Source organism: Luteimonas sp. WGS1318 (assembly GCF_043187535.1).
Taxonomy (GTDB): domain Bacteria; phylum Pseudomonadota; class Gammaproteobacteria; order Xanthomonadales; family Xanthomonadaceae; genus Luteimonas.
Genome location: NZ_CP171131.1, coordinates 3146012 through 3169123, shown reverse-complemented (window position 1 = coordinate 3169123; position 23112 = coordinate 3146012). Strand labels below are relative to the sequence as shown.

Here is a 23112-nt window from a genome sequence, read left to right as displayed (position 1 = left end):
CGCCGTCCGAAACTGAACGCGGACTGCAATGTCAACGAAAAGTTAAGGACGGATTCACCGCTTTCCCCCGATTCTTCAATACCTTATCGCCGTCGTCCTGCCAGGAGTGACCGTGCCCGGTCCGTCGTTCCCCGTGCTGCCCTCGTGTCTGCTCGCCGCCGCCCTGGTGGCAGGCGGCGCTGTGCAGGCGGCCGGTTTCGACGATCCGCCCCCGCAGGCGGGCCCGCGTGGCGCGCCGGACATGCGGGCGTCGCTGGGACGTCCCGACGTGACCCGCGGCCGCGCGCAGGATTCGATGTCCGATTCGGTCCGCCGGATCGAGCGCAGTACGCGCGGCCGTGTGCTCAGCGTCGAACGCATGCACTCCGAGGGGCGCGATCTCAACCGCATCAAGGTGATGGACGACAGTGGCCGCGTGCGGATCTACGTCGACGATCCGCAGCAGCGCGGGCGGGCGGTGCGTGCACGCGGCGACGACGATTGATCCTGCATTCTCGCCCCATTCACGGCCGGGTCCGGCCGTTCGACCGGAGTTGACCCATGCGCATCCTGCTCGTCGAAGACGAAGCCCCTCTACGTGAGACCCTCGCCGCACGCCTGAAGCGTGAAGGCTTCGCCGTCGACGCCGCCCAGGATGGCGAGGAAGGCCTGTACATGGGCCGCGAAGTGCCGTTCGACGTCGGCATCATCGATCTGGGCCTGCCGAAGATGTCGGGCATGGAGCTGATCAAGGCGCTGCGCGAGGAAGGCAAGCAGTTCCCGGTGCTGATCCTCACTGCGCGCTCGAGCTGGCAGGACAAGGTCGACGGCCTCAAGCAGGGCGCCGACGACTATCTGGTCAAGCCCTTCCATGTCGAGGAACTGCTGGCACGCATCAATGCACTGGTCCGCCGCGCGGCGGGCTGGAGCAAGCCGACGCTCGAATGCGGCACGGTCACGCTGGACCTCGCCGCACAGACGGTCAGCGTCGAAGGCAAGAACGTCGATCTGACGAGCTACGAGTACAAGGTGCTCGAGTACCTGATGATGCATGCCGGTGAACTGGTCTCGAAGGCCGACCTCACCGAGCACATCTACCAGCAGGATTTCGACCGTGATTCCAACGTGCTCGAGGTCTTCATCGGTCGCCTGCGCAAGAAGCTCGATCCCGACGGCACGCTCAAGCCGATCGAGACCGTGCGTGGCCGCGGCTATCGTTTCGCGATTCCGCGCAATACCGAAGGCTGACGTCCGCCGGCGTCGCCCGCGTCCCGTCGCCGCATCGCGTGGCGCCGGCGCGCGCCACGCCGGATTACGATGACCCATGGGCGGTGAACGACGACATCCCTCGCGCTGGCGTCCGCGCTCGCTGCAGGCACGGCAGGTGCTGGCGGCGAGCGTCGGCCTGCTGGCCTTCCTCGCGTTGGCCGGCTACGCGCTGGACCGGGCGTTCATCGACGTCGCCGGTGAGGGCCAGCGCGAGCGCCTGAAGAACTACGTCTACGCCTATGCCGGGGACATCGAGTTCCTGCGCGGCGGCGAGATCTATCCCTCGGAATCGCCGCCCGACGATCGCTTCCTGCGCCCCGGCAGCGGGCTCTACGCCGAAGTCGTGCTGCCCGCCGACCGCTGGACCTCGCGCTCGGCCTCGGGTCAGGAGCTGCCCGAAGCGCTGATGCTCGGTGCGCGCGAGGAACGGTTCGACGGACCGCTGCCGATGGTGCGCAGCGACGGCACGCCGGGCGAGGTCTACCGCTACGGCATCGGCCTGGTGTGGTCGCCGGAAGGGCGGCCGGATACCGAATTCGCCTACACGATCTACGTGATGGAGGACGCGGGCATCGTGCCGCGCCAGGTGCGCGTGTTCCGCGCCGCGTTGTGGGTGAACCTCGGCATCGCCGGCGTGATCCTGTTGCTGCTGCAGGCGTTGATCGTGCGCTGGAGCCTGTGGCCGCTGCGCCGGGTCGAACACGAACTCGTGCGCGTGCAGCGCGGCCAGGCCGATCGCATGGGCATGCAGCATCCGCGCGAACTGCAGCCGCTGACCGAGAGCATCAATGCGCTGATCGAGAGCGAACGCGAACATCTCGCGCGGCAGCGCAACACCATGTCGGATCTCGCCCACAGCCTGAAGACGCCGCTGGCCGTGCTGCGCTCGCGTCTCGACGCGGGCACCGGTGAGGCCGAGCTGCGCGAGGAGGTCGAGGCGCAGCTGCAGCGCATGACCGACCTGGTGACCTACCAGCTGGCGCGTGCAGCCTCCAGCGGCCACCAGCTGTTTTCGGCCGCGATCGAGATCGAGCCGCATGCCGAGCAGATCGTCCGCGGCCTCGAGAAAATCTATGCCGCCAAGGGTGCGGTGTGCGAATTCGAGATCGACCCGGCGGCGCGCTTCCACGGCGAGCCCGGCGATCTGCAGGAGCTGCTGGGCAACCTGCTCGAGAACGCGTTCAAGTGGGCGAACGTCCGCGTGCTGCTGACGGTCAAGGAGGGCGAGAGCGCGCCCAATCGTCGGCCGGGTCTGGTGCTGGTGGTCGAGGACGACGGCCCGGGCATTCCGGCCGACCGGGTGACGTCCGTGCTGCAGCGCGGCGTGCGCGGCGACGAGCGCGTGCAGGGCCACGGCATCGGCCTGTCGATCGTGCAGGACATCGTGCACAGCTATCGCGGCGAACTGCAGGTCGGTCGTTCCGACGAACTCGGCGGCGCCTGCTTCTGCGTGCGGCTGCCACCGGGCTTCTGACCGCCCCGCTCAGGCCAGGGGCGACGGCCCGTAGAAACGTTCGAGATGGGCGGCGACCGTCGGCAGCGCCTCGCGCAGCACGCCGGGCGCGCTGAAGTGGTACTCGCTGCAGACCGCGAAGAATTCCTCGGGCGCCTCGGCTGCGTAGGCATCGAGTGTGACCGCCGTGCCGGCATCGACCTGCGCGACGAAGCCGTCGTACGCCGACTGGAAGTCCCGGGCCCAGGCGCTCTGCCAGGCGCGCGGCAAGGGCGGCGTGCCGTCGACCAGGCCGTCGAGGGCATCGATCTTGTGCACCATCTCGTGGACCGCGACGCAGAAGCCCGCGTCGGGCTCGGCGATGTCGGCCTGCACGTCGGCCCAGGACAGCACCAGCGGGCCGCTGTCCCAGGCCTCGCCGATCAGCTCGTCGTCCCACTCGTGCATCACCCCGGCCGCGTCCACATGGGTGCGGTTCACGCGGAAGGCGTCGGGGTAGACGATCAGCTGCGACCAGCCGTGCAGGCCTTCCTCGCCGAATTCGAGCAGGGGCAGGCAGCACAGGGCGGCGAGCGCGATGCGATCCGCGTCCGACAGCTGCAGGTCGCCGACCGGCGTGATCGTCTTGCGGTGCAGGAACGCCGCGGTCAGGGTCGCGAGGCGTGCGGCGCGCGGTGCGTCCAGCGCCGAGACCCAGGGCAGGCGGTGGACGGTCGCGGTCCAGGCCTCGGCCGGAACCGCCGGCGGCGCGCCCGAGAACAGGCGGCGCAGCAGTGCGCTCACCACCCCGCGGTCACGCTCAGCGGAACATGCCCGGGAGGAAGCTGTGCCAGCGCGGTCCGCGAGACGGCGTTTCGCTGTCGATGGCACCGGCTGCGGGCCGCGCCTTGGACGCGCTGCCGGCCGGCGCGCGACGCTGGCTGCCGAGGGCGGGGTCGACGACGTCGGAGGTCGCTGCGGCCGCATTGGGGCACGGCGCCGGCTCGGCGCCGTCGGGCGCACGCACGTCGCGCGCGGTCGCCGGCAGGCAGGCCGCAAGCAGCAGGCCGTAGAGGATCGGTCGAACGGACATCGGCACCCCGGTCAGAGATCGCGCGCGTACAGTCCGGCACTATAGCCCAGGAACCCGGCGCCGGCGCGCTCGGCCGGCGCGCCGGCGACAGCGGCGCGGCGCTGGCCGATAATCGCGCGATGCTTGTCCATGCCGTCCTGAAACGCGATCCACGCGCCGTCGTCGATGCCGCCCGAGGTGCGCGCGGGTGAACGCCGAGCGTGCGCTGCTGCTGCGGCTGGGCGAGGGGCCGGTGTCCGGCGATGTGCTCGCACGCGAATGCGGGCAGACCCGGGCCGCGGTCTGGAAACGCATCGCCCAGCTGCGCGAGGCCGGTGTCACGGTCGATGCCCGTCGTGGGCAGGGCTATGCGCTGCGGCATCGTCCCGACCTGCTCGATGCCGACGCGATCCGCGCCGCACTGCCTGCGGCGGTGCGGCCGGCGCTCGCGGGCCTCGAGGTCGCCTGGTCGCTCGATTCGACCAATGCCGAGCTGTTGCGTCGTCCGATGCCCGGCCCGAAGTCAGAGGTGCTGCTGGCCGAGCGCCAGACCGGCGGCCGCGGACGGCGCGGGCGGACCTGGCAGTCGCCGCTGGCCGCGCATGTCTACCTGTCGCTGCAGCGCGGATTCGACGGCGGGCTGGCGCGACTGGGCGGGCTCAGCCTGGTGGCCGGCATCGCGGCGGTGGAGGCGATGCACGCGCTCGGCATCGAGGGCGTGGGCTTGAAGTGGCCCAACGATCTCGTCGTCGCCGAGGGCCCGGTGCTGCGCAAACTGGGCGGGGTGCTGGTCGAGGGGGGCGGCGAACATGCCGGCCCGGTCCGCGCGGTGCTCGGCATCGGCATCAACGTGCGCATGCCCGACACGGCAGCGGCCGGGATCGATCAGCCGTGGACCGATCTGGCCACGCTCGCCACCGATGCGCCGCCGTCACGCAATGCGGTCGCCGCGGGCCTGCTGGCGGCCTGGTTGCCGGCGCTGGCGCAGTTCGATCGCGATGGACTGGCGCCGTTCCTGCCCCGGTTCCGGGCCGTGGATGCGTTGCGCGGTCGGCCGATCGCGGTCATGACGGGCCGCGAGCACGTGACCGGCATCGCCGACGGCGTGGCCGCCGACGGCGCCCTCGAATTGCGCACGGCCGATGGCCACGTGCACGCCTTCCACGCCGGCGAAGTGAGCGTGCGCACGGAGCGCGATCGATGACGGTCTGGCTGTTCGACCTCGGCAATACACGCCTCAAATACGCGCCGCTGCACGGCGACGGCATCGGCCCGGTGTCGGGCACCGCGCACGCGGCCGGAGGGCTGGATCCGGAGTGGATCGACGCCCTGCCGCCGCGCATCGACACCGCCGTCATCGCCAGCGTCGCCTCGCCGGCGTTGCATGCGGTGCTGCTGGATGCCCTGGCCGCGCGCGGCGCCGGGGTGGTGCAGGCGCGCACGCGGCCGGTGCTCGACGGATTGACGATCGCCTACGCCGATCCCGCCCGTCTCGGGGTCGACCGGTTTCTCGCCTTGCTCGCCGCACGCGCCGAGGCGCCCGGGGCGGTCGTGGTCGCCGGGGTCGGCACCGCGCTGACGATCGATCTGGTGGACGTCGACGGCCGCCATCTGGGAGGGCGCATCGCGCCATCGCCGACGCTGATGCGCGAGGCCCTGCACCGCCGGGTCGCGCAGCTTGCGCCGACGGGCGGCGTCTATGCGGAGTTCGCCGTCGACACCGACGATGCGCTGGCATCGGGCTGCGACGGCGCCGCGGTGGCATTGATCGAACGCAGCCTGGCACAGGCGCGCGCCCGCGTCGGCGTGCTGCCGACGCTGCTGTTGCACGGTGGCGGCGCGCCGGCGCTGCAGGCGCATCTGCCGCAGGCACGGATGCGGACCGACCTCGTCCTCGCCGGGCTGGCGCGCTGGTATCGCGCCAGCACCGCCGCGGCCGCCTAGAATCCACGTCATGTGGCTCCGCGCACTCGTCGTCCTGCTGGTCATCCTCAACTTCGGTGTCGCCGCCTGGTGGGCGGTGCGCGGCGATGCGGGGGACGCGCACGCACTCGCCGCCCTCGACCGCGGCACGCTGTTGCTCGCGTCCGAGCCGCTGCCGGAACAGGCACCCGTTGCGCCGGCCGACACCGCGAGCGTGGACGTGGCGCCGTCGCCGTCGCCCGCGCCGCCGATGCCCGAGGTCGACGCGGCGCCGAGCGGCGCCGGCAATCCGCCGCAGTGCGTCGCACTCGGCCCGTTCGCCGACGGCGAGATGCGCGACGCGGCGCGGGCGCGGCTGGCCGATGTCGCGGTGCGCACGGCGGCACGCGAGGTCGGCGAAACCCCGCGCGGCTGGCGCGTCTGGATGGCGCCGCTGGCGGACCGCGCCGCGGCCGATGCGGTCGTCGCGCGCCTGCTGGGTGCGGGCTTCACCGACTACTACGTGATCGGCGACGGGCCCGAAGCCAACGGCGTCGCGCTCGGCCGTTTCGGCAGCGAGGCGCCTGCGCAGGGGCGGGCCGCCGCGTTGCGCGAGGCGGGCTTCGACGCCGAAGCCCAGCCGCTGGGCAGCGTGCTGGTGCGGTACTGGATCGATGCGATGGCGGTCGAGGGCGTGAGCGCCCAGACGCTGCGCGCGCATGCGGCCTCGGCGCGCGCCGAATCCCGCGACTGCAACGTCGCCTGGGATGCGGGTTAGAATTCCCGCGCGGCCACGCCGCATGTCATCGCCGGCATAGCTCAGTTGGTAGAGCAACCGCCTTGTAAGCGGTAGGTCCCCAGTTCGAATCCGGGTGCCGGCACCACTCCGACGCAGCGTTCCGCGCGCCTGCCGCGCGAACCGCGGAGCTGTCACCGTCCGCCGGGTGGCGCTGGGTCGCACCGGAAGCCGAGGAGGCCCCATGCTGCAGTTCGACCGTCCCGTTTCGATCTTCGGCGTGCCCACCGACGTAGGGGCCGGCCGGCGCGGCGCGTCCATGGGGCCCGAAGGCCTGCGTGTCGCCGGTCTGGTCGAGGCCCTGCTCGCGCGCGGCATCGACGTCGTCGATCGCGGCGACCTCAAGGGGCCGAAGAACCCCTGGCAGGGCCCCGACGCCGGTTACCGGCATCTCGACGAGGTGGTCGCGTGGAATCGCGCGGTGCTCGAGGCCTCCAGCGCCGAACTCGCGCAGGGCCGCGTGCCGGTGATGCTGGGCGGCGACCATTGCCTGGCGATCGGCTCGATCGCCGCGGTCGCCAACCACTGCCGGGCGACCGGCAAGACGCTGCGCGTGCTGTGGCTGGACGCGCACACCGACTTCAACACCTCGCAGATCACGCCGTCGGGCAACGTCCACGGCATGCCGGTGGCCTGCCTGTGCGGCATCGGCCCGGATGCGCTGACCTCGCTCGGCGGGCACGTGCCGTCCACCGAGGTCGCGCAGTTCCGGCAGATCGGCATCCGCTCGGTCGATCCCGACGAGAAGCGTCTGGTCAAGGCGCACGGCCTCGACATCTACGACATGCGCTACATCGACGAGGTCGGCATGCGCCGGGTCGTGGAGCAGGCATTGAGCGGTCTCGACGACGACACGCATCTGCACGTGAGCTTCGACGTCGACGTGCTCGACCCGACGATCGCGCCGGGCACCGGCACGCCGGTCCCGGGCGGCATCAACTACCGCGAGGCGCAGCTGGTCATGGAGATGATCGCCGACACCGGACGGCTCGGCTCGCTCGACATCGTCGAGGTCAACACCGCGCTCGACCACGGCAACACGACCGCGGAACTGGCGGTGGATCTGGTGGAGAGCCTGTTCGGCAAGTCGACGCTGATGCGCGACTGAGCCTGTGGGCGGTCGCGCCGCTGCAAAAGGATGAACAGGCGGCGCCGGCGTGGCGCCGGGTCGACGTGGCGTTCACACGAACGCTTCTTATAGTGCGCGCCATGGTTGCGAGATGACGCAATCGTCGATGCAAGACCACATCCTGGAGAGTCCCATGAAGCGTTCGATCGCACTTTTGCTGCTTGCCCTGTTCACCGCCGGCTCGCTGAGCGCCTGCAACACCGTTCGTGGCGCTGGCCAGGACGTGCAGAAGGTCGGTGAGAAGATGGAAGACGGCGCCGAGAACACCGGCGGCACGACGCGTCCCTGATTCACGCGCGTCACGTACACCCGAGCCGGCGCTTGCGCCGGCTTTTTTGTGCCGGGTGTTCGTGCGCCAGATCCACCGGCTACGTGGGCGTGCATCGAGGAACTGACCGCACGCTCAGCGAGGTGACGGCCTGCCTCATGAAACATTGACTCCGGATTGATGGGCCGTTCGCGAGGATGGAGCCACACCGCGATGCACGACGCATCGCCGACGAGTCCGAAGGAGGACGCCATGAACAAAGACATCATTTCCGGCAAGTGGACCCAGCTCAAGGGCAAGGCCCAGGCCAAGTGGGGCGACCTCACCGACGACGTGTTCGACGTGGCCGCCGGTGACAGCAAGTACCTCGCCGGCAAGCTGCAGGAGAAGTACGGCTGGGAGCGCGAGCGCGCCGAAGACGAAGTGCGCGAGTTCGAGAAGACGCTCGACTGACGGCGTCGTATCGCCCACGCGGGCGGTGCATGTTCGAGAACACGAAACGGGCCGGCCATCGCCGGTCCGTTTTCGTGTGCGCCTCGATGCCAAGCGCTCAGGGATCGGGCACGAATCCGCCCGGAAACGCGTCGGGACGCTGCCGTCGCGCGTGCAGACGCGGCCCGATACCGAGCGCCGCGAGCGCCTCGGCACTGTCGTAGCGCACCACCGTGCGCTGCGCCGGCGTGCGCGTGGCGCGCTCGAACGCGGTGCGCGTGACCGGCGCCCATTCGCGCGCGCCATGGCCGGTGCCGATCTGCTGGGGCATCGCCGCCGACTCGCGGGCGACCGCCGACTCCGAAGCGCCTGCAGATGCGCGCGCGGCCTGGCGTGCCGTGTCGCGGGCGGGCGCCGGCGCGGCGACGGCCGCGGGCGCGGCCCGCTCGCGGAACACCGCGATGCCGATCGCGCCGACGTGATCGGGCCGTCCGGTGCGCGCTGCGTAGCTGTCCGGCAAGGCGGTGAACTCGAAGCGCGCGACGTCATCGGTCGATTTGCGCCAGCCGGTGATTTCGGTGCTCTGCCACGGCGCGAGGACGTATCCGGTCTGGTCCGGTGCGGCGGTCTCGCCACTGACCGCATTGACGCCGTCGACCGACAGCACGACCAGCACCCGCTCGCCCGTCGTGTTGCGCAGGCGAACGGAATACGGCGTACCGGGGCGGCCCGCGATCCACGTGTCCCCGCGGTGCTGCCATGCCGGCAGCGGTGTGCCGCGGTCGCGGTCGACGACCTCGAGCCGCACGAGCTCCTGCGGCGGCGGAGCGGGGCGGTAAGCGCCGGCCACCACCGGCAGAAGCAGCAGGGCCGCACAGGTCAGCGCGGCGGGAATGCGAAGGGATCGCTTCATGGCACGGTCTCGTTCGGACAGGTGTCGGGGCGAACGCACGGACGGGCCGCGCGGGGTTCGCGCACGGTGGGCCGCCGACCAGCGGGTAGACTTGGGGCCTGTTCCACGGCCGTCATCCCCATGTCCCAGCGTCCCCAGCGCGTCCTCACCGGCATCACCACGTCCGGCACGCCGCACCTCGGCAACTACGTCGGCGCCGTGCGTCCGGCGATCACCGCCAGCCGCGCGCCGAACACCGAGAGCTTCTATTTCCTCGCCGATCTGCACAGCCTGATCAAGGCGCAGGACCCGGCGCGCACCCAGCGCTCGACGCTGGAGATCGCGGCGACGTGGCTCGCGGCCGGGCTCGACCCGTCGAAGGTGTGGTTCTACCGCCAGAGCGACGTGCCGGAGACGACCGAGCTGATGTGGCTGCTGACCTGCGTGGCGGGCAAGGGCATCCTCAATCGCGCGCACGCGTACAAGGCGGCGGTCGACAAGAACCGCGCCGACGGCGAGGACGACGATGCCGCGGTGACGGCGGGCCTCTTCATGTACCCGGTGCTGATGGCCGCCGACATCCTGATCTTCAACGCCGACCGCGTGCCGGTGGGCCGCGACCAGATCCAGCACATCGAGATGGCGCGCGATTTCGCGCAGCGCTTCAACCACGTCTACGGCCGCGACTGGTTCAACCTGCCCGAAGCGGCGATCGACGACAACGTGGCGACGCTGCCGGGTCTCGACGGCCGCAAGATGAGCAAGAGCTACGACAACACCATTCCGCTGTTCGTGCCGCAGGCGCAGCTGAAGAAGCTGGTGTTCTCGATCCTCACCGATTCGAAGATGCCCGGCGAAGCGAAGTCGACCGACGGTTCGGCGCTGTTTCAGCTCTACCAGGCGTTCGCGACGCCGGACGAGACCGCGGGTTTCGCGGCTGCGTTCAATGATGGCATCGGTTGGGGCGATGCGAAGCAGCAGCTGTTCGATGTCGTCGAGCGCGAGATCGCGCCGATGCGCGAGCGCTACGAGGACCTGATCGCGCGACCGGGCGATATCGAAGACACGCTGCGCGACGGCGGCCAGCGCCTGCGCGAGCGTTACGCCATTCCGCTGTTGCGCGAGCTGCGCGACGCAGTGGGCCTGCGCGATCTGGGCAAGGTGGCGGTCGCGACCGGCGAGGCGGCGGACGTCGCGCTCGCCGTGCGGCCGCTGGCGGTGTTCAAGCAGTATCGCGAGCCCGACGGCCGGTTCTATTTCAAGCTCGTCGATGGCGAGCGCGTGCTGCTGCAAAGCCACGCGTTCGACGCCCCGCGCGATGCCGGTCAGGCGATCGCCCGCCTGCGTCGCGGCGAACTCGCGCTCGCCGACGCACCGGCCACGCCGGGCGACGGCGTCGATGCCGGCGAGGTCCAGGCCGCACTCGACGCGCTGGCCGCCGCCGACGCCGAGAAGGCCGCGTCGTGAATCCCGCGGTGTTCGAGAATCTGGCGCTGCTGCTGTTCCTCCCGTGGTTCCTGATTCTCGGCGTGCTGTTCTGGATGGTGCCGCGCCAGCCGCGCGACACGCGCCGCGTGGTGTTCGACCTCGTCAGCCTCGCGCTGGCGTTGCTGGCGTTCCTGCTGTCGATCCACTGGGCGCACGCGGCCGCCGACCGCGGCCACGGCGCGATGTGGGCGCAGATCCTGGCGACCGCGGTGGGCTACGGCGTGTTTCTCGCCGCGCTGGGGGTCGCGTTCGTGCTGCGCGTGCGCGTGCTTCGTCCACGCGATCGCACGGGCCGCTGAGCGCGCGCGGCCCACGCGCATCGGGCGTCGACATCGCGCGTCCTAGACTGTCGGTTCTGTCCAACGGGAGAGTCCGATGCGCGATCGGAACGGGATCACGATCATCGACACCGGCTACGTCCGGCCGGGGCTGTGCGCCGCCTATCTCGTCGAATCCGGCGGCCGCGCGGCGCTGATCGACTGCGGCACCGCCACCTGCGCACAGACCGTGCTCGATGCGATCGACGCGGCGGGCGTGGACCGCGCGGCGGTCGACTGGCTGATGGTGACCCACGTGCACCTCGACCACGCCGGCGCCGCAGGCCCGCTGATCCGCGCGCTGCCCAATGCGCAGCTGGTCGTGCATCCGCGCGGCGCGCCGCACATGGTCGACCCCACGCGCCTGATCGCCGGCGCCAAGGCGGTCTATGGCGAGGCGATGTTCGAGCGCGACCATGCCGGCATGCTGCCGGTGGCCGAGGATCGCGTGGTGATCGCCGAGGACGGACACGTCGTCGAGCTCGCCGGCCGTCCGCTGCTGTGCATCGACACGCCCGGCCATGCGCTGCATCACTACAGCGTCTGGGACGCGGCGACGCGCAGCTGGTTTGCGGGCGACACCTTCGGCCTGTCGTATCGCGAGTTCGACACCTCGATGGGCGCCTTCGTCGTGCCCACGACGTCGCCGGTGCAGTTCGACCCGGCGCAGATGCACGCCTCCATCGACACGCTGCTCGCGCGTGCGCCCGAATCGATCCGGGTCGCGCATTACGGCGAGGTCGACGACTGCGTCCGTCTCGGTGCGGACCTGCACGAGCAGGTGGATGCGATGGTCGCGATCGCGCGTGAGGCGCACGGCGAGGCGGACCGCCATGCGCGGATCGTCGACGGCCTGACCCGGCTCTACACCACCCGCGCGCAGGACCATGGCATCGAGCATGCGCCTGCGCGCGTGGCCGAGGTGCTCGGTGGCGACATCGAGATCAACGCCATGGGGCTCGAGGTCTGGCTGGACCGCGCCGCGCGTTGAAGCGCTGGGCTGACTGAACGTGCCCGATGCGCGCGCGGGAACGCATGACACCTGCGTGCGGGCCGCGCCTCCAACGGCGAACGTGCATCGAGCCGCCTGCGAACGCGGTGACGTCGGCGCCGCGCGCGGCGCGCTCAATCCCAGTGGTTGGTATGCGGCCCGAAGGTCTCGCGCTGCGGGCGCACGACGCAGAAGCGGTGCCCGCTGGGCGCTTCCATCACCCACCAGCGTTTGACGAAACCGATCCTGCGCGCGCCGAGCGCTTCCAGGCGGTCGGCCTCCGCATCGATATCGTCGGCCTCGATGTCCAGATGGATGCGCGACGCGTGGTCGACCTTCTGCAGCAGCAGGATCGGCTCGTCGTCCGCGGTGTCGAGCACCGCATAGCGGCCGTCGCCGTCCTCGTCGGCGGCCTTGACCGCCTTGCCGAGCGCGCGGCTCCAGAACTCGACGTGGGGTGTGAGATCGTCGACCTCGCAGTCGAGGACGAACGTGGACAGGCGGCTGTGGTGCGGCATCGCGGATCCTCCGCATGGGCAGTGGCCGGAGCATCGCGCGCGCCCCGTGTGCGACGTGTGGTGTCGTGACCTGTGGCAGGGGATGACAGATGCGCGCTGCGCTAGCGTCGTTGCAACGCGGACGATGCCGTCCGCCATTGCCGGAGTCGCACCATGTCCTCCATGCGGGCCGTCCTGGCCATCACCCTGGGGTTCGCCGTGTCGACGGTCGTCGGTCACGCGTCCGCAGCGCCGCCACGGGCAGCGTTCCTGTTCGTCGGCAGCTATCACATGGACAATCCGGGGCGCGACGTGGTGAACGTCGCGGCCGACGACGTGCTCGGCGCGAGGCGCCAGCGCGAGATCGAGGACGTCGCCCGGCAGCTGGCAGGCTACCGGCCGACCCGCGTGATGATCGAGGCCGACGCCGCGCGGCAGCCGCAGATCGACCGCGATTACGCGGCCTCGTGTGCGGGCGAGCGGCCGTTGGCACGCAGCGAGACCGAGCAGCTCGGCTTCCGCATCGCGTGCGCCGCGGGGCTGCAGACGGTGTTCGCAGTGGATGCCGACGATCTCGCGCCGGGTGTCGAGCCGGCCAGCATCGACTACACCGCCGCCCTCGCGCAGAACGGCCAGCAGGCGGCGTACGACGTCTTCCTGGGTGAGATGCAGGCCTGGGCGGCGGAGGACCAGCGCGTACTGGGGTCGGGCACCGTGCGCGACATGCTGCGCCATCTCAATGCAGACGCGTGGCGGGCGGAGAACGCGCGCAGCTACCACCTGATCGCGCAGTTCGGCAGCGTGGACGATCCGGTCGGCGCGCGCTGGGTGCGGTACTGGTACGGGCGCAACCTGGCGATCTTCAACGCGATCGCGCGTGGCACCGTCGACGGCGACCGCGTGCTGGTGATCTACGGCGCCGGCCACGGCAACCACCTGCAGCAGATGGCGGCCGACTCCGGCCTCTACCGCATGCACGCAGCGGACGCGTGGTTGTCGACGCCCTGAGCGGGCGTGCTGCATTCGTCCCTGGGGAGTCCGGGTGCCCGTGTGCGGTGCGTCGTTCGGGCCGTGCGCTACACGCCCAGCGACTGCCCGCCGTCGACCGCGAGCACCTGGCCGGTGATCCAGCGCGCCTGCGGGCCGCACAGGAACAGCGCGGCGGCGGCGACGTCTTCCACCGCGCCGAAACCGCCGAACGGAATCGCGTCGCGGATGCGCGCATACAGCGCGGGATCGCTGTCGGCGCGTCGCGCCCACAGGCCGTCCGGGAATTCGATCGAACCCGGCGCGATCGCATTGACGCGGATGCGGGCGCGCGCGAGATCCGCGGCCAGCGTCGTCGTGTAGTAGTTCAACGCCGCTTTGAATGTCGAATAGGCCGGCGCGCGCGGCGTCGGGTTCAAGGCGTTGATCGAACTGATGTTGAGGATCGCCGGCGCGTCGCTGCGACGCAGATGCGGCAGCGCGGCGCGGTTGCAGCGCACGGCGGCCATCAGGTCGACGTCGAAACCGGCCTGCCACGCGGCATCGCCTTGCGCGTGCGACAGCGCCGAGGCGTTGTTGACCACGATGTCGATGCCGCCGAGCGCATCGGCGGCCGACGCGACCCAGGCGTCGATCTGCGCGGCATCGGCCAGATCGCAGCCCACCGGATGCACCGCGCCGCCATGGCGGGCGAGCGCATCGGCCGCGCGGTGCAGATGGCCCGCATTGCGCGCGCACAGCGACACCGAGGCGCCTTCACGCGCGAACGCATCGGCGATCGCGAAGCCGATGCCGCGGCTGCCGCCGGCGACGAGCACGCGGCGGCCGGCGAATGCGCGGGTGGCCGCGGCGTCGGTCATCGGCTCAGTTCGGCAACGCCAGGTCGTCGAGCATCGCCTTGAGGAAGCGCGCGGCTTCGCCGCCGGTCGCGGCGCGGTGGTCGAAGGTCAGCGAAAGCGGGATGACCTTGTGCGATTCGAAGCCGCCGATCACCGGGGTGATCTGGTGACGGCCGCGGCCGGCGGCGACGATCGCCACGCACGGCGGCACGACGACCGGCGTGGCGTAGCGCCCGGCGAACATGCCGAAGTTCGACAGCGAGATCGTGTAGCCGCTGAGTTCGCTGCCCGGAATGCTGCGGTCCTCGACCTGCGCGCGCAGGCGGTTGATGCCCTCGCGCACGCCGCGCGCGTCGAGCATGTCGGCATTGCGCAGCGCCGGCACGAACAGGCCGTCGTCGGTGTCGACCGCGATGCCGATGTCGACATGCGGATGCAGGGTGCGGGTGAGCTTGTCGCCGTCGAACCAGGCATTGAGCGCCGGCACCGCGCGGGCGGCCACGCAGATCGCGCGGATCAGGCGCGATGTCACGTCGTTGCCGGGCGCCCAGGCATGGATGTCGGCATCGTCGCTGAGCGTGGTCGGAACCACCTTGGCATGCGCATCGGCCATGACCCGCGCCATGTTGCGGCGCACGCCCTTCAGCGGCTCGGGTTGGCCGGAGGCCGAGACCGACGGCGGCTGCGTGCGCATCGGCTTGCCCGACGCCGACAACGCAGTGCGCGCGTCCGCCTGGCGGGGCGCGTCCTGCGCGGGCGCGTCGTGGCTCACGCGGTATTCGCCGGCGCGCGGCGGTGGCGCGCTGCCGGTCGAACCGGGCGCTGCGCTGCCGTCCGCGGCGGCCTGCTTGACGTCGGCCATCGTCACCACGCCATCGGCGCCGGTGCCGCGCACGCGCGCGATGTCCACTTTCAGCTTGCGGGCGAGCGCGCGTACGGCCGGCATCGCTTTGACCCCGCCGGCCGAACTGGCCTGCTCGCTGTGCACGGTATCGGAGGACTGCATCGCGCCGACCACGGTGCCGGTGTCGGCACGCGCGCCGCCGGCGTCGGACTTCGCTTCCGGCTGCGCGCCGTCGCCCTCGGCGATCGCGCCGCCCTCGCTCGAGGCGACGACCTTGTCGTCCGGCGCTGGATCCTGGGTGCCGACGCCGTGGCTGGCGGCGGTCTTCGGCGGGCCGTGATGGTGGCCGGTGTCCTGGCCCTCGGCGCGCTGCGGCAGGCTGGGGTCGATCTCGAACTCGGCCAGCACCGCGCCGGTCTCGACGATGTCGCCGGCCTCGCCCGCGAGCTTCAGCACCTTGCCCGAGACCGGGGACGGCACGTCGACGACCGCCTTCGCGGTTTCCATCGAGACCAAAGCGTCGTCGAGGCGGATCGTGTCGCCGACCTTGACCGCCCATTCGACGATCGTGGCATCGGGCAGGCCCTCGCCCAGATCGGGGAGGCGGAAGGAAGTGGTGTTGGCCATGGCGTGTCCTTTGATCGATCGTGCCGGCCGGGGCCGGCTGTCAGGGGGCACGTGCCGGAAACCACACGTGCCTGCCCACTCTGTGTTCGTGTATCGGGACGCGGTGACGTCAGCGTCCCGGTCGCCTCATATCCAGACGTCGTTCGCTGCGGTCAGGGCGCTGTCGGCATCGCCGGTGTTGACCACGCCGCGGGGCTCGACCAGCAGCACGTGGCACTCGGCATCCGCGTGCGGACGGTGTTCGGTGCCACGCGGCACCACGACCATCTCACCGGTGCGAACGACGATCTGCCGGTCGCGGAACTCGATGTGCAACTCGCCGGCCAGCACGATGAACGTCTCGTCCGTGTCCGGATGCGCGTGCCAGACGAAGTCGCCGGCGATCTTGACCAGCTTGAACTGGTAGTCGTTCATCTCGGCGACGACGCGCGGCGACCAATGCCCGGAGAACAGCGCGAGTTTGTCCGCGAAATTGACGACCTCGCCCGCCATGCCGGTCAGCCCGCCGCCATCGCCCGCTTCGCCGCGGCGACGATCTTCTCGACGCTCGGCAGGTACTTCATTTCCAGGCGGAACAGCGGGATGTGGGTGTCGTAGCCGGTGACGCGCTCGACCGGCGCGACGAGGTCGTACATCGACTCCTCGGCCAGACGTGCGGCGATTTCGGCGCCGAAGCCCGCGGTCTTCGGCGCCTCGTGCACGATCACGCACCGGCCCGTGCGCGAGACCGATTCGGCGATCGTCGCGAAGTCGAGAGGTTTCAGCGTGGCGACGTCGATGACCTCGGCGCTGATGCCGTCCCGGGCGAGCGTCTCGGCCGCTTCCAGCGCTTCCTTGACCTGGGCGCCCCAGCTGATCAGGGTGACGTCGGTGCCGTCGCGCAGCACGTAGCAGACGTCGAGCGGCAGCGCCTCGCCGTCGTCGGGCACCACTTCCTTGTACTGGCGGTAGATGCGCTTGGGCTCGAAGTAGATCACCGGGTCCGGCTCGCGGATCGCGGCCAGCAGCAGGCCGTAGGCGCGCGCCGGCGACGAGGGCATGACCACGCGCAGGCCGGGCACGTTGGTGAAGATCGATTCGTTGGCCTCGCTGTGGTGCTCCGGCGCGCGGATGCCACCGCCCCACGGCACGCGCAGCACCATCGGGCAGGTCAGTCGGCCGCGGGTGCGGTACCGGAAGCGCGCGGCGTGGCAGATGATGTGGTCGACCATCGGATACATGAAGCCGTCGAACTGGGCTTCGGCGACCGGCTTCATGCCCATCGCGGCCATGCCGACGGTCAGACCGGCGATCGTGGTCTCGTCGAGCGGCGTGTCGAGCACGCGCTCGGCGCCGAACTGCGCCTGCAGGCCGGCGGTCGCGCGGAACACGCCGCCGTTGACGCCGACGTCCTCGCCGAGCACCACGACCGAATCGTCGGTGCGCAGCTCGTAGGCGAGCGCCTGGGTGATCGCCTCGATCAGCGTGATCGCGGCGGGCGTATCGGTCTTCGCGGCCGCGGCCGTGGTCTTGCTGGCGGCGACGTTCATGCGCGGCCCTCCGCGGCGATCGCCTTGGCACGCTGTTCCAGCAGGTCCGGCGGCGGGTCGGCATAGAGGTAATCGAACATCGCTTCCACCGGCTGCACCTTCAGTTCCAGATAGGCGTTGATCTCGACGTCGATGCGCTGGCCGCAGTCCGCGATCCAGGCCTTTTCCTGATCCTCGTCCCACAGGTTCTGCGCGGTGAGATAGGTGCGCAGGCGGGTCATCGGATCACGCGTCCAGGCGTCCTTGACCTCGGCCTCGTCGCGGTAGCGGCGCGCATCGTCTGCGGTGGTGTGGTCGTGCAGGCGGTAGGTCATGAATTCGATGACACTGCCACCTTCACCGTTGCGGGCACGCTCGAGCGCGCGGCGCATGCCTTCGAGCACGGCGACCAGGTCGTTGCCGTCGACCTGCAGGCAATGCAGGCCGCCGGCCAGGCCCTTCTGGGCCAGGGTCTCGGCGCCGGTCTGCGCGGTGCGCGGCACCGAGATCGCCCAGCCGTTGTTGACGATGCACTGCACGAACGGCAGCGCATAGGCGCCGGCCGAGTTGATCGCGGCGTAGGTGTCGGTCTTCGAGCTGCCGCCATCGCCGCAGCAGGTCACCGCGACGCGCGGCTCCTTGCGCAGCTTGAACGCCAGTGCGGCGCCGGCGGCATGCAGGCACTGGGTCGCGATCGGCACGCACCACGGGAAATCGTGTTTCTGGTGCTGGAAGTCGTTGCCGCGCTCGTCGCCGCCCCAGTACATCAGGATCTCGCGCAGCTGCACGCCGCGCATGATCTGCGCGCCGTATTCGCGGTAGCTCGGTGCGAACACGTCCTCGGGCCGCATCGCCGCGCCGATACCGACGTGCGTGGCCTCGTGGCCCAGGCACGCGGCGTAGGTGCCCAGCTTGCCGGTGCGTTGCAGGGCGATCGCCTTGCTGTCGAAGGTGCGCACGAACAGCATCTGCTTGAACAGCGGCAGCAGCGTGGCGGGGTCGGAAAAGGCTTCGGGGAACTCGGCGACGGGCGTTCCGTCGGGGCCGAGGTACTGCAGGTATTCGATTTCGAACTTCGCGACGACGGTCATCGTGCCAACCGGTCAGGGACAATGGTTGCCGATGATACCGGTGGGGTCGTTAAGGCCCGTTGCGCGCTGCGGCATGACGGCGGGCCCGTCGATCGCGTATGCGCGCGTCGCTCAGGCGTCGCTGCCGCGCCCCGGGCCGATGTGCGTGCGCACTTCGAACAGTTCCGGGAAGAACGTCAGTTCCAGCGCCTGTTTCAGGAAGCCCACGCCGCTGGAGCCGCCGGTGCCGCGCTTGAAGCCGATGATGCGCATGACGGTGCGCATGTGGCGGAAGCGCCACAGCTGGAACTGGGTTTCCAGGTCCACCAGGTCCTCGCACAGCGCGTACTCGCGCCAGTAGCGGTCGGTGTCCTCGTAGATCGTCTCGAACACCGGCACCAGGCTCGCATCGAAGGTGTGCGGCTCACGCCAGTCGCGTTCCAGATGGCGCGCGTCGACCGGGTGGCCCCAGCGGGCGAGATAGCACAGGAACTCGTCGTACAGCCCGGGCGCATCGAGCGCCGCGCGCAGCCCGGCCTGGCCGTCGGGGTCATGGGCGAACACGTCGAGCATCGCCGCGTTCTTGTTGCCGAGCAGGAACTCGACCGTGCGGTACTGCAGCGACTGGAAGCCCGAAGACGGCCCCAGCACATCCCGGAATTCCATGTATTCGGCCGGCGTCATCGTCTCCAGCACCGACCACTGCTCGGTCAGCTGCCGCAGCACCTGCTTGCAGCGCGCCAGCACCTTGCGGCAGCGCCAGACCTCGTCGCGCTTGAGGTGGCCGATCGCGGCCGAGAGCTCGTGGATCATCAGCTTGAGCCACAACTCGGACACCTGGTGCTGCACGACGAACAGCATTTCGTCGTGGTGCGGCGGATCGGACAGCGGTTGCTGGGCCGCCAGCAGCAGGTCCAGGCGCAGGTAGCCGGCGTAGGTGATGCGGCCCGACAGGTCGCGGTGGATGCCGTCCTCGAGGGGGCGCTGGTTCCGGTCGATCGTCATGGCGACAGCGTACTGCATGGTCCGGGCGGGTGACGCCGGGCGGCGGCTTGTGCCGCGCCACGTCATGCAAACGACACGGTTTGGCGGCACACTCCGGTCGGGGCGCCCGGTCCGGGGCGCGAACGGGGTGAGGCATGACCAGATTCCAGGGCCGGCTGCTGTCGGCATTGATGCTGTGCTGTGGCGCGGGCGCCGCGCAGGCCGACGTCGTCATCAGCCAGGTCTACGGCGGCGGTGGCAACAGCGGCGCGCTGTTCAACGCGGACTACGTCGAGCTGTTCAACACCGGCGATCTGCCGGTCACGCTGGCCGGCCGGTCGCTCCAGTACGCCAGCGCGACCGGCACCGGCAACTTCGGCGCCGGCGCCAGCCAGATCGTCGTGCTGCCGTCGGTGGAAATTCCGGCGGGTGGCTATTTCCTCGTCGGCCTGGCCGGTGGTGCGAACGGCGCGGCACTGCCGGCGCCAGATGCCAGCGGCACGATCAACATGTCCGGCACGGCCGGCAAGGTCGCGCTGGCGAACACGACGGCGAGCCTCGGCTGCAACGGCGGCAGCACGGCCTGCACGCCGGCGCAGCAGGCGCTGATCCTGGACCTGGTCGGCTTCGGCAATGCCAATTTCTTCGAAGGCGGCGCCCCGGCGCCGGCGCCGAGCAACACCACGGCCCTGTTCCGCGCCGGCGACGGCTGCACCGACGGCAACGACAATGCCGCTGACTTCAGCACCGGCGCACCCGCGCCGCGCAACAGCGCCGCAGTGCCCAACATCTGCAGCGGCGGCGGCACGCTGTACCTGAGCATCACCGACACCAGCGGCGCCGAAGGCGACAGCGGCACCACCCCGTTCTTCTTCACCGTCAGCCTGAACCAGCCGGCTGGCCCCGAGGGCGTGACCGTGGCCTACGCCACCGCCGACGGCACCGCGACGGTGGCCGACAGCGACTACATCGCGCGCACCGGCGCCCTGGTCTTCGCCGAGGGCCAGCGCGAGCTCACCCTGCACGTCGACGTGGTCGGCGACGAGACCGTCGAGCCCGACGAGACCTTCCACGTCGACCTCGATAACGCCGTCGGCGCGCTGCTGGCCAAGGCCCGCGGCACCGGCACCATCGTCAACGACGACGTCACCACGCTGACGATCCACGCCATCCAGGGCAGCGGCGAGCGCTCGCCCTACGAGAACCAGCCCGTCGCCACCACCGGCATCGTCACCGGCCGCAAGAACAACGGCTTCTTCATCCAGACGCCGGACGGCGAGGACGATGGCGATCCGGCTACGTCGGAAGGCGTGTTCGTGTTCACCAGCAGCGCGCCCCCGGCCGATGCCGCGGTGGGCAACAAGGTGCTGGTGCAGGGCACCGTGATCGAGTACATCCCGGCCGCCGATCCCAACCAGCTGCCGCTGACCGAAATCACCGATGCGTCTGTCGTCGCGCTGTCGACCGGACACGCGCTGCCCGCGCCGGTCGCGCTCACGCCGGAGCTGCCGCGCGCGGATGGCGGCCTCGGCCAGCTGGAACATCTCGAAGGCATGCGCGTCACCGCGCCCAGCTTCACCGTCGTCGCGCCCACCGGGGGCAACACCAACGAGGCCCAGGCCACGGGCAGCAGCAACGGCCGCTTCGCGGTCGTGGTCACCGGCACGCCGCGGCCGTTCCGCGAGCCCGGCATTCCTGTGCCTGATCCCGATCCGCTGGGCAGCAGCGCGCCGGCCATCCCGCGCTGGGATTTCAACCCCGAGACGATCGTCGTCAACAGCAGCACGATCGGCGCGCCGACCGCGAACCTCGCCGCCGGCTGCCGCATCGTCGACGGCTCGCTGACTGGTCCGCTGGACTACACCTTCCGCCGCTACACGATCTATCCGGACGCCGAGCTGGTCAGCGACTGCAGCGGTGCCGGCGAGGTGCGGCCGTCGATGGCGCCCGGTCCGGACCACGTGACCTTCGCCACCTACAACCTGCAGCGCTTCTTCGACACCGTGAACGACGCCAACAGCGGCCCGACCCTGACCGCCGCCGCGCTCGAGCGCCGGCTGTCGAAGGCGTCGATCGGCATCCGCGGCTACCTGCACACGCCCGACATCCTCGGCGTGACCGAGGTCGAGAACCTCTCGGTGCTGCAGACCCTGGCCACGCGCATCAATGCCGACGCGGTCGCGGCCGGGCAGCCGGATCCCGGCTACGTGGCGTATCTGGAAGAAGGCTTCGACGTCGGCGGCATCGACGTCGGCTTCCTGGTGCGCACCGGCGAAGTCGCGGCCGGCATCGCGCGCATCGAGGTCGCTGCGGTTACGCAGCAGGGCGCGGAGGCGGTCCTGCAGAACCCCAACGGCTCGACCAGCGTGCTCAACGACCGCCCGCCGCTGGTGCTCGACGGCGTGGCGCATTTCGTCGATGGCCGCACATTCCCGTTGACCGCGATCGTCGTACACCAGCGCTCGCTTAGTGGCGTCAACGACGACGGCCCGGGCAGCAACGGCTGGGCGACGGCCGGCCAGCGCGTGCGCGACAAGCGCCAGAAGCAGGCCGATTTCCTCGCCACGCTGATCCAGGACATGCAGCAGGCCGATCCGGCCCGGCACATCGTGGTGCTCGGCGACTTCAACGCGTTCGAGTTCAACGACGGTCTGGTCGATGCGATCGGCACCGTGACCGGGCTGCCGTCGCCCGACGGCGAGACGGCGGTGGAGGGTGACGGTGCGGTGCTGGTGTCGCCTTCGCTGCTCAACATGACGCTGGAAGCAGCCGACGACGAACGCTATTCCTTCGTGTTCGACTACCAGGCGCAGTCGCTCGACCATGTGCTGGTGAACCAGGCGCTGGTGGATGCGCCGCAGGTAATCGGCCTCGACATCAGCCACGCGCGCATCAACGCCGACTTCCCCGAAGTGGCCCGCAACGACGCCGACACGCCGACGCGTCTGTCCGATCACGACCCGACCGTGCTGCTGGTGCGTCTGGCGCCGGTGGAGACCGCCGACCTCGGCATCGAGGTCGAGGCGATCGAACCCGAAGTCGTCGCCGGTCAGTCGATGGCGTTCGCGGCGACGCTGGTCAACGCCGGGCCGGACGCGGCGCAGTTCCCCGGGGTCGGCGCGGTGCTGGACGTGGAGGTGAACGACCTGGTGGTGTCCGCAGCCGATGGCTGGAGCTGCGATATGCCGGTGACCGCGACGGGCACCACCACGGTGTCCTGCAGCCGTGATGTCCTGGCCGCAGGCGACGAGGCGGTGTTCGCGCTGTCGGCTACCGCGCCGGCGAGCGCGATCGATCGCGAGGTGTCGCTGACCGTGGCGGCGGCCTCGCAGACCCAGGATCCGGAGGCCGGCAACGACAGTGCGGTCGCCGCGGTGGCCGTCGTCGAAGATCCCGCTTCGGCCGCGCGCCTGCTGGCCAACGGCGAACAGGTGGGCGACATCGCCGGCGCGGCAGGCGAGTCCCGCCTGTTCCGCATCGACGTGCCGGCCGGTGCGCGCAACCTGCGCATCCTCAGCGCCGGCGGCACCGGCGACGTCACGCTCTACGCCAGCCGAGACGCGGTGCCGACCCCGGACGACTGGCAGCTGCGCTCGCAGCGGCCGGGCAACAACGAGGTCGTCCAGCTCGCGGCGCCGCAGGCCGGGCCCTGGTACATCCGGATCCGCGGCGAATCGGCCTTCGCCCGGGTCACGGTGCGGGCCAGCTACACGCCCTGACCGCCGCGGCGACGGCCCAGGGCAGCGAACCGGACCCCCGCGCAAGCGGGGGTCCTTCGTCTGTGCGGTC

At 70.6% G+C, this 23112-nt stretch carries 24 protein-coding genes and 1 tRNA gene; 15 read left to right on the top strand and 10 right to left on the bottom strand.

The window, feature by feature from the left end:
* The first annotated feature begins 112 nt into the window (after positions 1-112).
* The 3 genes from ACF3M1_RS14380 (at position 113) to ACF3M1_RS14370 (ending at position 2722) form a co-directional block, all read left to right on the top strand.
* Positions 113-484, top strand: a complete 372-nt coding sequence (locus ACF3M1_RS14380; RefSeq protein WP_394001770.1) for a hypothetical protein — start codon at positions 113-115, stop codon at positions 482-484.
* Between the two features lie 56 nt (positions 485-540).
* On the top strand, positions 541-1227 hold the full coding sequence (locus tag ACF3M1_RS14375; RefSeq protein WP_180545118.1) for a response regulator transcription factor: 687 nt from the start codon (positions 541-543) through the stop codon (positions 1225-1227).
* Positions 1228-1303: 76 nt separating this feature from the next.
* Positions 1304-2722, top strand: a complete 1419-nt coding sequence (locus tag ACF3M1_RS14370) for a sensor histidine kinase (RefSeq protein ID WP_394001767.1) — start codon at positions 1304-1306, stop codon at positions 2720-2722.
* 9 nt (positions 2723-2731) lie between these two features.
* On the opposite strand, the gene ACF3M1_RS14365 is transcribed toward ACF3M1_RS14370, so the two are convergent.
* A complete protein-coding gene (locus ACF3M1_RS14365; RefSeq protein WP_394001765.1) occupies positions 2732-3484 on the bottom strand; it encodes a zinc-dependent peptidase in 753 nt (250 codons plus the stop codon).
* A 16-nt stretch (positions 3485-3500) separates the two neighbouring features.
* Complete coding sequence (locus ACF3M1_RS14360) at positions 3501-3773, bottom strand: hypothetical protein (RefSeq protein WP_394001763.1); 273 nt, start codon at positions 3771-3773, stop codon at positions 3501-3503.
* Positions 3774-3960: 187 nt separating this feature from the next.
* Between ACF3M1_RS14360 and ACF3M1_RS14355 the strand changes: the two genes are divergently transcribed.
* The 7 genes from ACF3M1_RS14355 to ACF3M1_RS14325 all read left to right on the top strand — a co-directional run bounded on the left by ACF3M1_RS14355 (position 3961) and on the right by ACF3M1_RS14325 (position 8300).
* On the top strand, positions 3961-4956 hold the full coding sequence (locus ACF3M1_RS14355) for a biotin--[acetyl-CoA-carboxylase] ligase (RefSeq protein ID WP_394001761.1): 996 nt from the start codon (positions 3961-3963) through the stop codon (positions 4954-4956).
* Positions 4953-5696, top strand: coding sequence for a type III pantothenate kinase (locus ACF3M1_RS14350; protein ID WP_394001759.1), 744 nt, complete (start codon positions 4953-4955; stop codon positions 5694-5696). The genes ACF3M1_RS14355 and ACF3M1_RS14350 overlap by 4 nt, the downstream gene beginning before the upstream one ends.
* A gap of 10 nt (positions 5697-5706) precedes the next feature.
* Positions 5707-6432 carry an SPOR domain-containing protein gene (locus tag ACF3M1_RS14345; RefSeq protein ID WP_394001757.1) on the top strand — a complete coding sequence of 242 codons (726 nt, stop codon included), beginning with the start codon at positions 5707-5709 and terminating at the stop codon, positions 6430-6432.
* Positions 6433-6462: 30 nt separating this feature from the next.
* Positions 6463-6538: transfer RNA gene (locus tag ACF3M1_RS14340), tRNA-Thr, on the top strand.
* A gap of 96 nt (positions 6539-6634) precedes the next feature.
* Positions 6635-7558: an arginase gene (gene rocF / locus ACF3M1_RS14335; RefSeq protein WP_394001756.1), complete on the top strand. Its 924-nt coding sequence runs from the start codon at positions 6635-6637 to the stop codon at positions 7556-7558.
* A 154-nt stretch (positions 7559-7712) separates the two neighbouring features.
* Positions 7713-7868 (top strand): entericidin A/B family lipoprotein, encoded by a 156-nt coding sequence (locus ACF3M1_RS14330; RefSeq protein ID WP_394001754.1) that lies wholly within the window; start codon positions 7713-7715, stop codon positions 7866-7868.
* A gap of 231 nt (positions 7869-8099) precedes the next feature.
* Positions 8100-8300, top strand: coding sequence for a CsbD family protein (locus ACF3M1_RS14325; RefSeq protein WP_394001752.1), 201 nt, complete (start codon positions 8100-8102; stop codon positions 8298-8300).
* Between the two features lie 97 nt (positions 8301-8397).
* Here ACF3M1_RS14325 and ACF3M1_RS14320 read toward each other — a convergent pair whose 3' ends face one another.
* The gene (locus tag ACF3M1_RS14320) at positions 8398-9192 is read right to left on the bottom strand and encodes a hypothetical protein (RefSeq protein ID WP_394001750.1); all 795 of its coding nucleotides are present in this window, start codon (positions 9190-9192) and stop codon (positions 8398-8400) included.
* A 120-nt stretch (positions 9193-9312) separates the two neighbouring features.
* On the opposite strand from ACF3M1_RS14320, the gene ACF3M1_RS14315 reads away from it, so the two are divergent.
* The 3 genes from ACF3M1_RS14315 (at position 9313) to ACF3M1_RS14305 (ending at position 11967) form a co-directional block, all read left to right on the top strand.
* Positions 9313-10638: a tryptophan--tRNA ligase gene (locus ACF3M1_RS14315; protein WP_394001748.1), complete on the top strand. Its 1326-nt coding sequence runs from the start codon at positions 9313-9315 to the stop codon at positions 10636-10638.
* Positions 10639-10646: 8 nt separating this feature from the next.
* The gene (locus ACF3M1_RS14310) at positions 10647-10958 is read left to right on the top strand and encodes a hypothetical protein (protein WP_394001746.1); all 312 of its coding nucleotides are present in this window, start codon (positions 10647-10649) and stop codon (positions 10956-10958) included.
* A 76-nt stretch (positions 10959-11034) separates the two neighbouring features.
* The gene (locus ACF3M1_RS14305) at positions 11035-11967 is read left to right on the top strand and encodes an MBL fold metallo-hydrolase (protein ID WP_394001744.1); all 933 of its coding nucleotides are present in this window, start codon (positions 11035-11037) and stop codon (positions 11965-11967) included.
* A 134-nt stretch (positions 11968-12101) separates the two neighbouring features.
* On the opposite strand, the gene ACF3M1_RS14300 is transcribed toward ACF3M1_RS14305, so the two are convergent.
* Positions 12102-12485 carry a VOC family protein gene (locus ACF3M1_RS14300; RefSeq protein ID WP_394001742.1) on the bottom strand — a complete coding sequence of 128 codons (384 nt, stop codon included), beginning with the start codon at positions 12483-12485 and terminating at the stop codon, positions 12102-12104.
* A 153-nt stretch (positions 12486-12638) separates the two neighbouring features.
* Here ACF3M1_RS14300 and ACF3M1_RS14295 point away from each other — a divergent pair, with 153 nt between their 5' ends.
* Positions 12639-13472 (top strand): DUF5694 domain-containing protein, encoded by an 834-nt coding sequence (locus ACF3M1_RS14295; RefSeq protein ID WP_394001741.1) that lies wholly within the window; start codon positions 12639-12641, stop codon positions 13470-13472.
* 68 nt (positions 13473-13540) lie between these two features.
* Here ACF3M1_RS14295 and ACF3M1_RS14290 read toward each other — a convergent pair whose 3' ends face one another.
* The 6 genes from ACF3M1_RS14290 to ACF3M1_RS14265 form a co-directional block, all read right to left on the bottom strand.
* A complete protein-coding gene (locus tag ACF3M1_RS14290) occupies positions 13541-14311 on the bottom strand; it encodes an SDR family NAD(P)-dependent oxidoreductase (RefSeq protein ID WP_394001739.1) in 771 nt (256 codons plus the stop codon).
* A gap of 4 nt (positions 14312-14315) precedes the next feature.
* Positions 14316-15761 carry a dihydrolipoamide acetyltransferase family protein gene (locus ACF3M1_RS14285; protein WP_394001737.1) on the bottom strand — a complete coding sequence of 482 codons (1446 nt, stop codon included), beginning with the start codon at positions 15759-15761 and terminating at the stop codon, positions 14316-14318.
* A 126-nt stretch (positions 15762-15887) separates the two neighbouring features.
* A complete protein-coding gene (locus ACF3M1_RS14280) occupies positions 15888-16253 on the bottom strand; it encodes a cupin domain-containing protein (protein ID WP_394001735.1) in 366 nt (121 codons plus the stop codon).
* Positions 16254-16258: 5 nt separating this feature from the next.
* Positions 16259-17290, bottom strand: a complete 1032-nt coding sequence (locus tag ACF3M1_RS14275; protein WP_394001733.1) for an alpha-ketoacid dehydrogenase subunit beta — start codon at positions 17288-17290, stop codon at positions 16259-16261.
* Complete coding sequence (pdhA, locus tag ACF3M1_RS14270) at positions 17287-18360, bottom strand: pyruvate dehydrogenase (acetyl-transferring) E1 component subunit alpha (RefSeq protein ID WP_394001731.1); 1074 nt, start codon at positions 18358-18360, stop codon at positions 17287-17289. Before pdhA ends, ACF3M1_RS14275 begins: the two co-directional genes overlap by 4 nt.
* Before the next feature lie 111 nt (positions 18361-18471).
* The gene (locus ACF3M1_RS14265; protein ID WP_394001729.1) at positions 18472-19344 is read right to left on the bottom strand and encodes a tryptophan 2,3-dioxygenase; all 873 of its coding nucleotides are present in this window, start codon (positions 19342-19344) and stop codon (positions 18472-18474) included.
* 134 nt (positions 19345-19478) lie between these two features.
* Between ACF3M1_RS14265 and ACF3M1_RS14260 the strand changes: the two genes are divergently transcribed.
* Positions 19479-23042, top strand: coding sequence for a Calx-beta domain-containing protein (locus ACF3M1_RS14260; RefSeq protein ID WP_394001728.1), 3564 nt, complete (start codon positions 19479-19481; stop codon positions 23040-23042).
* Positions 23043-23112 lie beyond the last annotated feature (70 nt).